Source organism: Klebsiella sp. 2019SCSN059 (genome assembly GCF_021739525.1).
GTDB classification, from domain to species: Bacteria; Pseudomonadota; Gammaproteobacteria; order Enterobacterales; family Enterobacteriaceae; genus Klebsiella; species Klebsiella quasipneumoniae.
The window spans coordinates 1-16,019 of record NZ_JAKKOM010000007.1; the positions used below are offsets into that span (position 1 = coordinate 1).

A 16,019-nucleotide genomic window follows, 5' to 3' on the forward strand; every position below is an offset into this window, starting at 1 on the left:
GATAAGGCGTCAGCCGCCATCCGGCACAAACGCGGCACTCGGCGTGATTGCCCGGCGGCGCTGCGCTTGCCGGGCCTGCGAAGGAGGCGAACCCGGCGCCAAATAATGTAGGCCGGATAAGGCGTCAGCCGCCATCCGGCACAAACGCGGCACTCGGCGTGATTGCCCGGCGGCGCTGCGCTTGCCGGGCCTACTAAGGGGCGGAACCCGGCGCCAAATAACGTAGGCCGATAAGGCGTCAGCCGCCATCCGGCACAACGCGACACTCGGCGTGATAGCCCTGCGGCGCTGCGCTTGCCGGGCCTGCGAAAGAGGCGAACCCGGCGCCAAATAATGTAGGCCGGATAAGGCGTTAGCCGCCATCCGGCACAACGTGGCACGGTGCCGGGTATATTGCCCGGCGGCGCTGCGCTTGCCGGGCCTGCGAAGGAGGAGAACCCGGCGCCAAATAACGTAGGCCGGATAAGGCGTTAGTCGCCATCCGGCACAACGCGACACTCGGCGTGATTGCCCGGCGGCGCTGCGCTTGCCGGGCCTACAAGACCTGATAACCCTTTGATATAAATTCATCTTTATCCCGGATAAGGCGCAATGCGCCGTCATCCGGGGTATATGCAGATTAATCGTTCTGCGCGGTCTGGGCGCCGCCTTTCAGCATCGCCTCCGCCATCTGCGCTTCGCGCTGCTTTTTATAGCTCAGCGCCGAAGCCGGGACCGGCATCACCTTCCCGGTCTCGATCCACGTCCGCAAACGGCTGGCGTCGGCGAAGTGGGTATATTTGCCGAAGGCATCCATCACCACCAGCGCCACCGGACGTTGGTTAATCACCGTGCGCATAATCAGGCAGTGGCCGGCAGCGTTGGTGAAGCCGGTTTTGGTCAGCTGGATGTTCCAGTTGTCGCGATACACCAGATGGTTAGTGTTGCGGAACGGCAGGCTGTAGGCCGGATGGGCAAAGGTGGCGGTCTCTTCTTTGGTGGTGCTCAGCTGGCCAATCAGCGGGTACTGCTCGCTGGCGATCAGCAGTTTGGTCAGATCGCGGGCGGTGGAGACGTTATGCACCGACAGACCGGTGGGCTCCACATAGCGGGTATGGGTCATACCCAGCGCCTGCGCTTTGGCGTTCATCGCGCGAATAAAGGCGTCGTAGCCGCCCGGATAGTGATGCGCCAGGCTGGCGGCCGCGCGGTTCTCGGAAGACATCAGCGCCAGCAGCAGCATATCGCGGCGGCTGATCTGGCTGTTGAGACGCACGCGGGAGTGAATCCCCTTCATTTCCGGAGTATGGCTGATATCCACCGTCAGCATTTCGTCCAGCGGCAGATGGGCATCGAGAACCACCATGGCGGTCATCACCTTGGTGATCGACGCCATCGGGCGCACCAGATCCGGCTGGCTGGCGTAGATGATTTTTTTGGTGGCCAGATCGACGATCATGGCGCTGCCGGAAGCGATGTCCGGCTGCAAGGCGGTTACCGCCGTCGGGGTTTTTGCTAACGCCTGGGGCGCAAAAGGCACAGCCAGCAGCAAGGTCAGGCTGAGCAAAGAGACTCGGAATTTCGGCATCATGGGCATTCTGAAAAGTATTTTTGCACGTTATGGAACGTACGCCGCGAGGTTGAGTGGGCAACTTCGCTGGCAAACGCCATCATACCGCGCCGTAAGGCCCTGTGCCTAATAAGAATCGTGAAGAAATGCTGCATTGCCGACATAAAATACATATTTGCCGGCAATGCATATTGACCCGTTTCGTCCGATCAGAACAGTCGGTAGCCATACCCCCATAGCACCACGGTGATCGCCAGCAGTACTTCCAGCACCAGCACCCCGATGGCCAGGGTCGAGCTGGCGAAACTGAGCCCCTCTTCCCGGTTAATGCTCAGGAAGGTCGGGATCCCGAGATAGAGCAGATAACCGGTATAGAACAGGGCAACGGTACCGATCAGCGCGCACAGCCAGACCAGCGGATAGAGCGCCACAATCCCGCTCAGGAACAGCGGCGTGGCCACATAGCCGGCAAAGACCATGCAGCGTTTCAGGGAAGGCTGCTGCGGATATTGCCTGGCCATCCACCAGATAACCCGCCCCATGATCGCCACCCCGGCCAGCATCACGGCATAAAACAGGACAGCCAGCGCCAGCCCGGTCCACATCGACAGTTTAATAATGGTGCCGTCACCGAAGTTCCAGCCCAGCTGCGTGGTGCCGATAAAGGCGCAAACCACCGGAACCGCCGCCATCAGCAGCACATGGTGCGTATAGTGATGAGAAATGGTTTCATTCTCGCTCTTTATCACGCTCATCTCCCGATTGGGATGAGCGAAGAGCCCCCAGACATGGTTCATAGCGTCCCCCTTGTCACGGCTTCGTACTGCACTGATCCAAGTATAATTCACCCTGTAGATTATTTTGTGTACAGCACAAAAAATCTGCGTTCGACGCGTTTTGGTCTGCAGGGTGTATGATTAACAGGTGATGAGGTAAGGAGATAAGCTGTTTATGGATATCAATCACCTGATTTCCCAGTATGGCTACGCGGCGCTGATCGTCGGCAGCATGGCGGAAGGTGAGACCATTACCCTGCTGGGCGGCGTCGCGGCGCATCAGGGACTACTGAAGTTTCCCCTGGTGGTGATCGCTGTCGCCCTCGGCGGGATGATTGGCGATCAGTTGCTCTATCTGCTTGGTCGCCGCTTCGGCGGGCGCATTCTGCGCCGTTTCGCCAGCCAGAAGGCGCGGATCAGGAAAGCCCAGCGCATGATCCAGCACCGGCCGTGGCTGTTTGTCATCGGTACCCGCTTTATGTACGGCTTCCGGGTGATCGGCCCTCTGCTGATCGGCGCCAGCCGCCTGCCGCCGCGCATTTTCCTGCCGCTGAATATTGCCGGGGCGCTGGTGTGGGCTCTGCTGTTTACCACCATAGGCTATCTTGGCGGCGAGGTGGTTGGCCCGTGGCTGCACCACCTCGACGCCCATCTGAAGCACTGGATCTGGCTGATCCTCGCGGTGGTGGTGGTCGTGGCCGCCCACTGGTGGTTCAGGCGGCGCGAAGGGAAGAAGAAAGACTGAGCGGCGCGCCCGCTGACGCGCCGGGGGGCCGGTTACTTCACGCTCTGGTGGTAGCCGCCGCCGAGGGCCGAGGTCAGCTGAATGCTGGCGTCAATCCACTGGCCGTGCAGGCGCAAGGCGGTGATACGCTCCTGCAGCGCAGGGAGCTTCGCCATACTGACCCGGGAGCCGGGCAAGATCCCCGCCGCCATCCGGGCCTGCGCCAGGTCCACCACCCGCTGGGCGTCTTTTTCAACCTGCTGCTGCTGTTGGCTCTTGGCCATCAGCGTCTCGACCTGGCTGGCGGTTTTCGCCACCTGGTTGACGGCGTCCACCACCGCTTTGTTGTACTGGGCGATGGACAGGCTGTTCTGCGCGCTGGCGATATCCAGATTGGCATTGAGGCGACCGCTGTCGAAGATCGGCAGCGTCAGTCCGGCGGTGACGCCCATCTGCTGCGCCGAATGGCGGAAAAGATCGCTTAAGTGCAGGGCATCCTGCTGCAGGAACGCCATCAGATTGATGTCCGGGTAAAACGCCGCCTTCGCCGCGTCCACCTCGCTCAGCGACGCCTCAATATACCAGTGAGCGACCTGCAGATCCGGGCGACGCGCCAGCAGCTCATAGCCAAGGGTGTCCGGCAGCTGCGCGCTGACCGTCGGCAGGCTGGCGGGTTTGAGGTTTAGCGACTGGCTCTGGCTGTTGGTCAGGGCCATCAGCCGCGCTTCAATCTCTTTCATCGTGCCCGCCACGTCCGCTAGCTGCTGGTCGGTTTTGCTGACGTTAATATCGTTTTCCGCCCCTTCGGCGGAGTTGGTGATCCCGCGCTGATACAGGGCCTTGTCGACCGTCACGATATTATTTTGCTCGTTTTTCACCTGCTGCAGCACCGCTTTGATCGCCGCTTCCGTCTGCCACTGCCAGTACAGGCGCGCCACGCTGCCGGAGAGCAGCTCGCGGGTCTGAGCCTGCTCGGCCACCTGGGCTTTCAGCTCGCCGATGCGGGCTTTCACCAGCGCACGGTTTTTGCCCCACAGATCGAGATCCCAGCCGGCGGTCAGGCCGAAGGTACCGTTGGTGTACCACGGGCCGGTATTGCCGTCGGTGTCGGTGGCGAACGGCCCCATCAGACCTTCGGCCGACATGCGTTGACGTTCGATGTCAGCGGAGAAATCCATCTCCGGGCCAAGATTCGCCTGCGACATTCTGGCCTGCGCTTCGGCAAGCCTGATGCGCTGTTCGGCAATCTGCATATCCGGTGCGTTGGCGAGCGCGCGCTGAATCAAATTATCCAGTTGGGCATCGTGGTAGTCTTTCCACCAGTCGGTCTGCGGCCAGCCGTTTTTGACGGCGGCGGGAAGATCCATGGCAACGTGGGAAGCCGGAATTTGCTGCTGCGGCGGACGAGCAACCTCATGGGAAGGCGCGCAGCCTACCAGCGCGATGGCCAGGGGCAAGGCCGCCAGCGCGCTATTATTTAATCTCAATTTCATTAGACAGGTCAGATAATATAATCAGGTGAGTGATCATAAGTTAATTGAATTAAACGCGTTTAGTAAAGCGTGTGACTAAATTATTAGTTTGCTAAAAATAAACAAACTTATCAATTCAAGGGATGAATATGAGCCAGAATATTTATGACGATCCGCACTTCTTCGCCGGCTATGCAACCCTCGATCGTTCGGTGAAAGGGCTGGATGGCGCACCGGAGTGGCCATCGCTACAGGCAATGCTGCCGCCGCTGGCCGGTTTGCGGGTGGTGGATCTCGGCTGCGGCTACGGCTGGTTTTGCCGCTGGGCGCAGCAGCAGGGAGCCAGCCAGATAATGGGTTTTGATATCTCCCGGCGTATGCTGGCGCAGGCACGGGAAATGACCCGCGGGGATGAGATTGACTACCGCTGCGCCGATCTGCAAACCCTGACGCTGCCCGCCAACAGCTGCGATCTGATCTACAGCTCGCTGGCCCTGCATTATTTACCCGACATCGCCCCGCTCTTCTCCACCCTGCAGCAGGCGCTGGTCCCTGGCGGTATCCTGGTCTTTTCTGCCGAACATCCCATCTATACCGCGCCGCTGCAGCAGGGATGGCAGGTGAATGAACAGGGGCAAAAGAGCTGGCCGGTCAGCCACTATCAGCAGGAGGGGGAGCGCGTCAGCAACTGGTTTGCCGAGGGCGTCATTAAACAGCACCGCAAACTCTCGAGCTGGATAAACGCGCTTATCGCCGCCGGTTTTGTGCTGGAGCAGCTGGATGAGTGGGGGCCAGGCGCCGAACAGATTGCTCAACAGCCCGCCCTGGAGGAAGAGAAAGAGCGGCCGATGATCTTTTTACTGCGCGCGCGTAAACCGGCTTAATACCCCGCCCGACGATGGCCGGGCGGAGAAGCATTACGCTTTCAGGCTGGCGCCGCGGCTGGCAATCACCTCTTTATACCAGTCAAAGCTCTTCTTCTTACTGCGCGCCAGGGTGCCGGTGCCGTCATCATGGCGGTCGACATAGATAAAGCCGTAGCGCTTCGACAGCTCCGCCTTCGAGGCGCTCACCAGGTCAATCGGTCCCCAGCTGGTAAAGCCCATCAGCTCAACGCCATCGTCAATGGCCTCCCGCGCCTGCACCAGATGGTCGTTCAGGTAGCTGATGCGGTAGTCATCGTTAATGCTGCCGTCGGCTTCCACCTTATCTTTGGCGCCCAGACCGTTTTCCACGATAAACAGCGGCTTCTGATAGCGATCCCACAGCACGTTCAGCAGCGTACGCAGGCCCAGGGGGTCTATCTGCCAGCCCCACTCCGAGCTCGCCAGGTGCGGGTTCGGCACCATGCTGAGAATATTGCCGCGCGCCTGCTGGTTCAGCGCCTCATCGGCGGTGACGCACCCGGTCATGTAGTAGCTGAAGGAGATAAAATCGACGGTGGTTTTCAGCGTGTCGCGATCGGCCTCAGTGATGTCGAGCGTGATGCCGTTGTCGCGGAAAAAGCGCTGCATATAGCCCGGGTACGCCCCGCGCGCCTGCACGTCGCCGAAGAACTGCCAGCTGCGGTTCTCCTGCAGCGTCTCGAACACATCTTCCGGTTTGCAGCTCAGGGGATACATCAGCCCGCCGAGCAGCATATTGCCGATTTTGCCCTCGGGCACCAGCTCGTGACAGGCTTTGACCGCCAGGGCGCTGGCCACCAGCTGGTGGTGAATGGCCTGATACACCTCGCCTTTGCTGCTGCCGGCCGGCAGGCCGACGCCGGTCATCGGGGCATGCAGCGACATATTGATTTCGTTAAAGGTCAGCCACAGTTTGACCCTGTTTTTATAACGGCTGAACACCGTCCGGGCGTAGCGCTCAAAGAAGCCAATCACCTCCCGGCTACCCCAACCGCCGTAGTTTTTCACCAGCGCCCACGGCATTTCATAATGCGACAGCGTCACCAGCGGGGTGATGTTGTGCTTCGCCATCTCGTCGAACAACTTGTCGTAGAAGGCAAGGCCGGCTTCGTTCGGCTCGGCGTCATCGCCGTTGGGGTAGATACGGGTCCAGGCGATGGACACCCGCAGGCAGTTAAAGCCCATCTCGGCAAACAGGGCAATATCTTCCGGGTAACGATGGTAAAAATCGATCGCCACATCCTTAATCCCGCTGTCGCCGGGTACGCGCTCGACCACTTCGCCGAAGACGCCGTGCGGCTGCACATCAGAGGTGGATAACCCTTTGCCATCTTCCAGGTAAGCCCCTTCCACCTGATTCGCCGCGGTCGCGCCGCCCCATAAAAAATCTGCCGGGAATGTTTTCATCTCTCTCTCCTGTGATTAATGGCTGACTGACAACAGCGGCTGACCGGCTTCGACGGCGCTGGGCGCCACCGTGTCGATCTCACGATAGTCTTCGCTGTTGCTGATAATAATCGGGGTCGCCAGGTCGTAACCGGCGTCCAGAATCGCCTGACGATCGAACTCAATCAGCAGATCGCCGGCCTGTACTCTGTCGCCCTCTTTCACATGCGCGGTAAACGGCACGCCGTCGAGTTTGACCGTGTCGATGCCGACGTGGATCAGCAGCTCAATACCGCTGTCGCTCTGCAGGCCGATGGCGTGTTTGGTCTGAAACAGAGAGGCCACTTCGCCCGTGAACGGGGCGATGACTTTGCCCACCGCCGGGATAATGGCGACCCCATTCCCCAGCAGGCCGCTGGCGAAGGTGCTGTCCGGCACCTGATCGAGGGCGATGACGCTGCCGCTCATCGGCGCCAGAATGTCGTTTGCCGAGACCGGCGCTACCGCCACGGCGCCCGGCGCGGCGCTGGCGCGCGGCAGGCCGGCGAAGAAAGTTAAACCACAGGAGATAATCAACGCCGCGAAGATGCCCACTACGCCGCCCCAAACGGTGCTATCAAGCCCTTGGGGCGGGATCATTTGCGCCACGGTAAAAATGTTCCCGAAGCCGAATGAATAGACGTTAGCGTTACTGAAACCCACAATAGCGCCGCCGATGGCGCCCGCCACGCAGCCGAAGATAAACGGCCGACGCAGCGGCAATGTTAAGCCATAGATAGCGGGCTCGGTAATGCCGAAGATGCCCGCTGAAAACGCCGAACCGGCCAGCACTTTCTGACGGGCATCGCGGGTTTTCAGCAAAATACCCAGCACCGCGCCGACCTGCCCCATAACGGCCGGCAGCAGCATGGGCAGCATGGAATCATGGCCAAGCACCGTCAGATTGTTAATCATCAGCGGAATCAGTCCCCAATGCAGGCCGAAGATCACACAAACCTGCCACAGCGCGCCCATCGCAGCTCCCGCCAGCCACGGCGCCACCGCGTAGATAATCTGATACCCCTGGGCCAACAGATGACTGAGCCAGGTCGCCAGAGGGCCAATCAGCAGAAACGTCAGCGGAACCACAACGGCGAGACAAATCGCCGGCGTAAAAAAGTTTTTCATCGATGACGGCAGCAGCGCGTTGCTCTTGCGCTCCAGCCAGCAGCAGACCCATGAGGCGAGAATAATCGGGATCACCGATGAGCTGTAATTAATAAAGGTCACCGGGATGCCGAGAAAATGCTCCACCGCCGCGCCCGGCGCCTGGCTGGCCTCAAAGGCCTGAATCATCAGCGGGTGGGTTAACGCCCCGCCGATCACCATTGAGACAAACGGGTTACCGCCAAATTTTTTACCGGCGGTGTAGCCGAGAAACAGCGGGAAGAAAAAGAACAGCGCGTCGCTGGCGGCAAACCAGATTTTATAGGTTCCCTGTAGCGGGGTCAGCCAACCGCAGACGACCGCCAGCGCCAGCATCCCTTTCAGGATACCAGAGGCCGCCAGCACGCCGATAAATGGCGTGAAAATTCCCGACACGACATCGATGATCTGCCCCAGCAGCGACCCTTTTTCAACGCTTTCCGCCACCGGTTCGCTGTCGTCGCTTAACCCTGCCTCCTGACGCACCGCCAGCCAGACGTCGTGAACGTGGTTGCCAATGACCACCTGAAACTGGCCGCCGCTCTCCACCACCATAATAACGCCCGGGTTGGCCTTCAGCCCTTCGGCATCGGCTTTGCCGTTATCTTTCAGCTTAAAACGCAGACGTGTCGCACAGTGAACCAGACTCACAATGTTCTCTTTGCCGCCGACGCGGCGGAGAATATCCTGCGCGAGTGCTTTATATTCCATGCTCTTTTCCTTACTGCCGCTGCCCGCAGACAACCGGCGACTGAGTAGTAAAAATAAAAAAAACCCGAGAACCACGCCGGTAGGCGTCGCGCTCAGGTTTTGCCTGCATCATGCAGTAACAATCCAGTTTTGTCGGGAGACTTAGCGTCCCTCTTTTCTTACCCGTTCAATATGAATGGCAAGAAACATAATTTCTTCGGTGGTCAGCGCCCGCTGATACTGCTTTTGCAGATGCGTCGCCACCGTTTCCGCGCACTTCCACGCTTTGGCGTAGTTGTCTTTCACCGCGCTGTGCAGCGAGACGTCGTCATCTTCCACCACCGTGCGGGTCAGCATCCGCTGGGCGAAAAACTTCAGGTGGGTGACGAAACGCTGATAGCTCAGCGACTCCTCGTCGTAGTTCAGCTGCAGCTGATACTTCACCAGCTGCAGGATCTCCTGCATCACCCGGGTCACGTGCATGACCTCCGGCATTTCGCTGTTGAGCTGCGCCGTCACCAGATGGAGGGCGATAGATCCGGCTTCATCCTCCGCCAGTGCCACGCCGAGCCGTTTGCCAATAATGGCCCTTGCCTCCTGGCCCAGCGCGAACTCCTTCGGATAGAGCCGCTTGATCTCCCACAGCAGCACGTTACGCAGTGCGATACCCTTTTTCTGCCGCTCGATAGCAAAGTGACAGTGATCCGTTAACGTGATGTACAAACTTTCCTGTAACTTGCCCAACCGCCCGCGCGCCAGGTCGATAATGCGATCGCAGGTGGTCATCACTTCTAACGGAATCTGACTGAGCAGTTCACCTAAGCGGCCGACCAGTTCATCGCTTTGTAAGGCGAAGACTTTTTCAATTTTGCTGTCGTCCAGCGCGTCGCCCGGGCGTTTCTGAAAGGCCAGCCCTCGCCCCATCACCACCTGTTCGCGCTGGTGTTCGTCAAGAACCACCACCACATTGTTATTGAGTACTTTGGCGATTTGCATATTGACCCCAGAAACAAAAAAACCTGACCCCCGACGAAACGCCAGGTAATCAGGTTTTGCCTGCCGCAGCAGTTGCAATCCAACGCCAGCACTGTAACAACTTCTGCTAGGCGCTCAACCTGACAAGTGAAAAAACGTGATTAAGATCGCGACTATCAGAAGGTCACGACGGTTTTCCACTCCACCACCCACGCGTCCTGGGTCTGCGCAACGCCGCCCGGACGGTGCCAGTACTGCAGGCCCGGCTGCAGCTCCAGCCAGGAGACCGGACGGAAGCGATAATAGAGTTCGCCGTTCAGCGAGTGGCCGGCCACCGGCTGCCAGGCCGGATCGTTATAGTCGGCGGCGCCGCTGAGCTGGTTCATATAGCGCTGATTGCGCGCGTAGTGGCTGCTCATGTCGATCCACGTCAGGCCGAAGCCGATCCAGTCCTCCGGACGGGCGTCAAACAGCCCGCGGTAGCGCATCGAGGCGGCGACGGCGGAGTGGATATAGTTGCTGCGCTGGTCGCTGAGGCTGCCGCTCAGCGAGACGCTCATTCCCCGCAGCGGATCGTCGGCGTGGCGGGTAATCTGCTGGTTCAGGCCGGCGTACATAAACCAGGTGCTGTCGTGCTCGGCGTAGCCCTGCGGGTCCGTCGCCCCGGCGCCGCCGGATTTGCCGCTGTAAAGGTCGCTTTGCGGCGCGTTAGTCCAGACCACGCCGAGGTTATAGGCTCCCGGCAGGCCATTCATCAGCGGACGGGTTTCGATCTCCATCGGCAGTAAAATGCCTTTGCTGCCCTTCGTCGACCAGCTCCAGGCATGGCTGCGCGCGGTAGCCTGCGGGTTTTGCTCCATCACCCCGCCTTTGAGGGTCACCGCCGGCGTCAGCTTGTACTCCAGGGTGGTGCCCCAGGTGTGGATGTTCCAGTTATTCCAGGTCAGCGAGTTGGCCGATTTGCCGCCGCACTGGGTCAGCAACTGGAAATCGCAGGGAATGATCTGGTCGAAGGTTTGCACCTTGTTCATCATGCCGATGCGCCAGGTCAGGCGACGGTCGTCAAAGCTGCGGGCGAAGGTCAGCCAGCCGAGGCGGGTGATCGACCCGCCGCCCCAGCTCTCCTGCGACAGATCGTTGAAGCTGACCCGCGGATCCTGCAGCCGTTTCGTGGTGAGGTTATCATCGTGGTTGCGGTTGACGATGTTGCCCTCGAGACGGGCGTCCGGTATGCCGGTCCAGCGCTCCAGATCCTGGGTAAAGGTCAACGACACCTGGTAAATATAGGCCAGATGTTTATCGTGGTTATAACCGCCGCCGGCGTTGTAGGCCATCTCGTTAAGATAGCCGAGATTATAATGAAAGCCGTTCTCTTCAAGGATTGGACGAATGCCCAGCATATCGCCCAGTAGCCCTGGCTGTCCGGCTTCAAACCCCAGCACGCTGCCGTTCCACGCCGGGGTTTGCGCCGCGTACACGACGGGCGCCATCGCCGCCAGCGCCGCGCCGATAAAAAGCTGATTTATTTTTTTGTTATACATTGTGATCTCCACCGTGACTGAATAAAAACAAAGGGGATCCCCAGGCTATTTATTTACCTGTTTTCTTTTTTAAAAAATGAATGGCAAGGGGCCTCCTCCGGTAATAAAACCGCGACCGTGCCAGAGAAAAGATGAATGACAATCTCTTGTTTTACGTCATCATTTACCCACCGTTAAATTTTGGCCAAAAAAAAACCTAAGCACTTGCCGCCACGAATGACGGAAGTGCTTAGGTTTTGCCTGCGTTCAGTAGCAATCCTGAATTGATTGACCGCACAGTATCACTTTATTTCACTCATGCCTATCATCAATAGGCAGGCAAGTAATAATATGTGAAGCGAATAACAATATGGCGCTTAATAGCGGGCGATCGCCGCCGCTATTTCAGCAGAGGTTTGCAGGGCGCGAATTTCATTAAACAGCGTCAGCGCCTCGGTATATTCCTTGCGTAAATAGCCCAGCCACTGCTTAATTCTCGCCACATGATACAGGCCGGTATCGCCCTGCTTTTCCAGACGGGTATATTTTTGCAACAGCTGAACCACCTGCGGCCACGGCATGCGCGGTTCGTTGTATTTGATCACCCGGCTGAGGTTCGGTACGTTGAGCGCCCCGCGGCCAATCATCACCGAATCGCAGCCGGTGACGGCCATACAGTCCTGAGCGCTTTGCCAGTCCCAGATTTCGCCGTTGGCGACTACCGGAATGGTCAGGCGCCGGCGGATCTCGCCGATGGCATGCCAGTTGATGCGCTCCGCTTTGTAGCCATCTTCTTTGGTGCGGCCGTGGACCACCAGCTCGCTGGCCCCCGCCTGCTGCACCGCGTCGGCGATTTCAAAGCGCCGTTCGCCGCTGTCCCAGCCGAGACGAACTTTCACCGTCACCGGCAGATGACCGGGAACCGCCTCGCGCATCGCCTTCGCGCCGCGATAGATAAGCTCCGGATCTTTCAGCAGCGTCGCCCCGCCGCCGCTGCCGTTCACCAGCTTCGACGGACAGCCGCAGTTTAAATCGACGCCCCACGAGCCAAGCGCCACCGCGCGGGCGGCGTTTTCCGCCAGCCACTCGGGATATTGCCCCAGCAGCTGGACGCGCACGCGGGTACCGGACGGGGTGCGGCTTTGATGATGCAGTTCCGGGCACAGCCTGTAGAACGATTTAACCGGCAGCAGTTGATCCACCACCCGCAGAAACTCGGTGATGCACAGATCGTAATCGTTCACTTCGGTCAGCAGCTCGCGCACCAGCGAATCGAGCACGCCTTCCATCGGCGCCAGTAGTACACGCATATCGTTACCCGGAAAAAAAAGAGGCGCTATGGTAGCGCCTCCGGGCGTTGGTTGAAAGTGCTCAATGCGTCCCGCCTGCCGTACGCCATTCCCCATTCGGCGAATGCGGCAAAGCGAGGAGATAATCTCTATGCTTTACAGGAGTCTGCGGCGTCTCATACCGCCTTCATTTGCCGCTTCTCTTCCAAAAAGGTAGCGTGGGACCCGATATACCCAAAGCTGCGAGCTGTCAGGTCCTGCCGGGAGAGGCTATTGTTCCCGTACGCTATCAGCGCTATGCATAGAATTCATGATGTGATCGGTAGCACATTTTAGGGATTAATTGTATGATGAATGTACTTCATCAAGGGTTATTACCATGAGTAAATCGCTGACTATTATCTGGCACTACCTGCGGGCTTTCGTCCTGATTTACGCCTGCTTATACGCCGGAATATTTATCGCCGGGCTGCTGCCCATCACCATCCCCGGCAGCATCATCGGCATGCTGATCCTCTTCGTGCTGCTGGCGCTGCAAATTATGCCGCCGCAGTGGGTCAACCCCGGCTGCAATATCCTGATCCGCTATATGGCGCTGCTGTTCGTGCCGATCGGCGTCGGCGTGATGCAGTACTGGGATCTGCTGCGCGCCCAGCTGGGGCCGGTCGTCATCTCCTGCGCCATCAGCACGCTGGTGGTGTTTGTGGTGGTGAGCTGGAGCTCTCACCTGGTGCATGGCGAACGCAAAGTGATTGGGCAAAAGGAAAAGAAAAATGATGCATGAAATCTGGTGGTCGCTGCCGCTAACCCTGATCGTCTTTTTCCTCGCCCGCAAACTGGCGGCCCGCTTTAAGTTCCCGCTACTCAACCCGCTGCTGGTGGCGATGGTAGTGATAATCCCGTTTCTGCTGCTGACCGGGATCTCCTATGAGCGTTACTTTGCCGGCAGCAAGATCCTGAACGATCTGCTGCAGCCGGCGGTGGTCGCGCTGGCTTTCCCGCTGTATGAACAGCTGCACCAGATCCGCGCGCGCTGGAAATCGATTATCACCATCTGCTTTATCGGCAGCTGCGTGGCGATGATCACCGGCACCACCGTGGCCCTACTGATGGGCGCCACACCGCAGATCGCCGCCTCTGTTCTGCCCAAATCGGTGACCACGCCGATTGCCATGGCGGTGAGCGGCAGTATCGGCGGCATCCCGGCCATCAGCGCCGTGTGCGTGATTTTTGTCGGCATCCTTGGCGCGGTATTCGGCCATACCCTGCTCAACCTGATGCGTATTCGCACCAAAGCGTCGCGCGGCCTGTCGATGGGCACCGCCTCGCACGCCCTCGGTACCGCCCGCTGTGCGGAACTGGACTATCAGGAAGGGGCGTTCAGCTCGCTGGCGCTGGTGCTGTGCGGGATCATCACTTCGTTGATGGCGCCGTTTTTATTCCCGCTGATCCTTGCGGTGGCGGGATAAAATGTGACTCACATCACATTTATCAATGCAACGATGAAAAGTTGCATTAGCAATGAGATGCAAATCACATTTGAAACCCCTTGACGCCCGTACACTGGTTTCCCATTACACTGTTATGAGGCAACGCTATGCACTCACGTTTTCAAGCTGCTTTGACGACTCTGGCAGCAGACCTGCAGGCGGCCATCGCCCCGATGCTCGCCGACCCGCACTTCCCGGCGCTGCTCGAAGCCGATCAGGTGGCGATGCTGCAACAGGCGACAGGTCTGGACGAAGACGCGCTGGCCTTTGCGCTACTGCCGCTGGCCGCCGCCTGCGCGCGCGCCGACCTTTCCCACTTTAACGTCGGGGCTATCGCCCGCGGCGTCAGCGGCCGCTGGTACTTTGGCGGCAACATGGAGTTTCTCGGCGCCACCATGCAGCAGACCGTCCATGCGGAGCAGAGCGCCATCAGCCACGCCTGGCTGCGCGGTGAAACCTCCCTGCGCGCCATCACGGTGAACTACACGCCGTGCGGCCATTGCCGTCAGTTTATGAACGAACTGAACAGCGGACTGACGCTGCGCATTCATCTGCCCGGTCGCGAAGCCCATGCGCTGCAGCACTATCTGCCGGATGCCTTCGGCCCGAAAGACCTGGAGATCAAAACCCTGCTGATGGACCACCAGAACCACGGCTTCCCGGTCAGCGGCGATGCCCTGTCCCAGGCGGCGATTGAGGCCGCTAACCGCTGCCACGCGCCGTACAGCCACTCGCCTTCCGGCGTAGCGCTGGAGCTGAAAGATGGCACCCTTTTCAGCGGCAGCTATGCGGAAAACGCGGCGTTCAACCCGACGCTGCCGCCGCTGCAGGGGGCGCTGAATCTCCTCAGCCTCAACGGCTATGATTATCCGGACATCCAGCGGGCGATCCTGGCGGAGAAAGCCGATGCGGCGCTGATTCAGTGGGACGCCACCGTCGCCACCCTGAAGGCGCTGGGCTGCCACAATATCGAGCGCGTGCTGTTAGGTTAATCAGCCTGCGCGCCTGAGCAGATGGCCGGATGACGGTTTCGTCTAATCCGGCCGACCTTTTATGCCGTTATGTTGTCGGGAGGCGCTCCGCTAACCCGACCTACCGTTCGCGCCATTGCGAGCTGAAGATCGCTATGGCTGCTGAAACTGCCGACCTGACGGCCTCAAAGTCGCTGAGACGTTCCCGGAGGACCGGAGAACAGGTTGCGGCTACGCCTTGCCCGGTCTGGGATCGGCGATCGGTCCATATTGCTGAAAATCCCCGCAATTAAACGCGGGTTTCTTGCGCTTACCCGGCGGGTAAAGTAGCCTGAAGACTCCGTTGTCTATTATTGAGCCAAGTTCATGTTAAAGCGTGTGTTCTACAGCCTGTTAGTCCTGCTCGGCCTGCTGCTGTTGACCGTGCTGGGTCTTGACCGCTGGATGAGCTGGAAAACCGCGCCCTATATCTATGACGAGCTGCAGGACCTCCCCTACCGCCAGGTCGGCGTGGTGCTGGGCACCGCTAAATACTACCGCACCGGGGTGATCAATCAGTATTACCGCTACCGCATCCAGGGCGCGCTCAACGCCTACAACAGCGGCAAGGTCAACTATCTGCTGCTGAGCGGGGATAACGCCCTGCAAAGCTACAATGAACCGATGACTATGCGCCGGGACCTGATTAAAGGCGGCGTCGATCCGGCGGATATCGTGCTGGACTATGCCGGTTTCCGCACGCTCGACTCGATCGTCCGCACCCGCAAAGTGTTCGACACCAACGACTTCATTATCATCACCCAACGCTTCCACTGCGAACGGGCGCTGTTTATCGCCCTGCATATGGGGATCCAGGCTCAGTGCTACGCGGTGCCGTCGCCGAAGGATATGTGGAGCGTGCGGCTGCGCGAATTCGGCGCCCGCTTCGGCGCGCTGGCGGACCTCTACATCTTCAAACGGGAACCGCGCTTCCTCGGTCCTTTAATCCCGATTCCGGCGCAGCAGCACGACGTGCCGGATGACGCCCAGTCCTACCCGGCGGTCACCCCGGAGCAGCTACTGGAGCTGCAGAAAGAAAAGTAGCCTC

At 59.2% G+C, this 16,019-nt stretch carries 13 protein-coding genes and 1 pseudogene; 6 read left to right on the top strand and 8 right to left on the bottom strand.

All coding sequences use genetic code 11. The features are described 5' to 3' along the window. Window positions 1-619: 619 nt before the first annotated feature. Both pbpG and L2I46_RS10270 read right to left on the bottom strand, forming a co-directional pair. Window positions 620-1,570 carry a D-alanyl-D-alanine endopeptidase gene (pbpG, locus tag L2I46_RS10265; protein ID WP_236947825.1) on the bottom strand — a complete coding sequence of 317 codons (951 nt, stop codon included), beginning with the start codon at window positions 1,568-1,570 and terminating at the stop codon, window positions 620-622. 188 nt (window positions 1,571-1,758) lie between these two features. Next, window positions 1,759-2,346: a Yip1 family protein gene (locus L2I46_RS10270; RefSeq protein WP_032453512.1), complete on the bottom strand. Its 588-nt coding sequence runs from the start codon at window positions 2,344-2,346 to the stop codon at window positions 1,759-1,761. Between the two features lie 154 nt (window positions 2,347-2,500). Here L2I46_RS10270 and L2I46_RS10275 point away from each other — a divergent pair, with 154 nt between their 5' ends. Continuing rightward, window positions 2,501-3,070 carry a DedA family protein gene (locus tag L2I46_RS10275; RefSeq protein WP_023290430.1) on the top strand — a complete coding sequence of 190 codons (570 nt, stop codon included), beginning with the start codon at window positions 2,501-2,503 and terminating at the stop codon, window positions 3,068-3,070. 32 nt (window positions 3,071-3,102) lie between these two features. Here L2I46_RS10275 and mdtQ read toward each other — a convergent pair whose 3' ends face one another. Continuing rightward, window positions 3,103-4,542, bottom strand: a complete 1,440-nt coding sequence (mdtQ, locus tag L2I46_RS10280) for a multidrug resistance outer membrane protein MdtQ (protein ID WP_048297899.1) — start codon at window positions 4,540-4,542, stop codon at window positions 3,103-3,105. Window positions 4,543-4,670: 128 nt separating this feature from the next. Here mdtQ and L2I46_RS10285 point away from each other — a divergent pair, with 128 nt between their 5' ends. Then, window positions 4,671-5,405, top strand: coding sequence for a class I SAM-dependent methyltransferase (locus L2I46_RS10285; protein WP_023290432.1), 735 nt, complete (start codon window positions 4,671-4,673; stop codon window positions 5,403-5,405). Between the two features lie 33 nt (window positions 5,406-5,438). Here L2I46_RS10285 and L2I46_RS10290 read toward each other — a convergent pair whose 3' ends face one another. The 5 genes and pseudogenes from L2I46_RS10290 to dusC all read right to left on the bottom strand — a co-directional run bounded on the left by L2I46_RS10290 (window position 5,439) and on the right by dusC (window position 12,492). After that, entirely contained in the window at window positions 5,439-6,833 is a 1,395-nt protein-coding gene (locus L2I46_RS10290) for a glycoside hydrolase family 1 protein (RefSeq protein WP_080901711.1), read from the bottom strand. A gap of 15 nt (window positions 6,834-6,848) precedes the next feature. Continuing rightward, window positions 6,849-8,820 (bottom strand): annotated as a pseudogene (bglF, locus tag L2I46_RS10295) (PTS beta-glucoside transporter subunit IIABC). A gap of 29 nt (window positions 8,821-8,849) precedes the next feature. After that, on the bottom strand, window positions 8,850-9,683 hold the full coding sequence (bglG, locus tag L2I46_RS10300; protein WP_236947826.1) for a transcriptional antiterminator BglG: 834 nt from the start codon (window positions 9,681-9,683) through the stop codon (window positions 8,850-8,852). Between the two features lie 155 nt (window positions 9,684-9,838). Continuing rightward, window positions 9,839-11,203 (bottom strand): carbohydrate porin, encoded by a 1,365-nt coding sequence (locus tag L2I46_RS10305; protein WP_236947827.1) that lies wholly within the window; start codon window positions 11,201-11,203, stop codon window positions 9,839-9,841. Window positions 11,204-11,559: 356 nt separating this feature from the next. Continuing rightward, complete coding sequence (gene dusC, locus L2I46_RS10310; protein WP_086075544.1) at window positions 11,560-12,492, bottom strand: tRNA dihydrouridine(16) synthase DusC; 933 nt, start codon at window positions 12,490-12,492, stop codon at window positions 11,560-11,562. 358 nt (window positions 12,493-12,850) lie between these two features. Here dusC and L2I46_RS10315 point away from each other — a divergent pair, with 358 nt between their 5' ends. The 4 genes from L2I46_RS10315 to sanA all read left to right on the top strand — a co-directional run bounded on the left by L2I46_RS10315 (window position 12,851) and on the right by sanA (window position 16,015). Continuing rightward, a complete protein-coding gene (locus L2I46_RS10315) occupies window positions 12,851-13,255 on the top strand; it encodes a CidA/LrgA family protein (protein ID WP_023290438.1) in 405 nt (134 codons plus the stop codon). Continuing rightward, complete coding sequence (locus tag L2I46_RS10320) at window positions 13,245-13,940, top strand: CidB/LrgB family autolysis modulator (RefSeq protein ID WP_086075545.1); 696 nt, start codon at window positions 13,245-13,247, stop codon at window positions 13,938-13,940. Before L2I46_RS10315 ends, L2I46_RS10320 begins: the two co-directional genes overlap by 11 nt. A 128-nt stretch (window positions 13,941-14,068) precedes the next feature. Then, complete coding sequence (gene cdd / locus L2I46_RS10325) at window positions 14,069-14,953, top strand: cytidine deaminase (protein WP_236947828.1); 885 nt, start codon at window positions 14,069-14,071, stop codon at window positions 14,951-14,953. A 345-nt stretch (window positions 14,954-15,298) separates the two neighbouring features. Beyond that, window positions 15,299-16,015, top strand: a complete 717-nt coding sequence (gene sanA, locus L2I46_RS10330) for an outer membrane permeability protein SanA (RefSeq protein ID WP_004201624.1) — start codon at window positions 15,299-15,301, stop codon at window positions 16,013-16,015. Window positions 16,016-16,019: the final 4 nt, after the last annotated feature.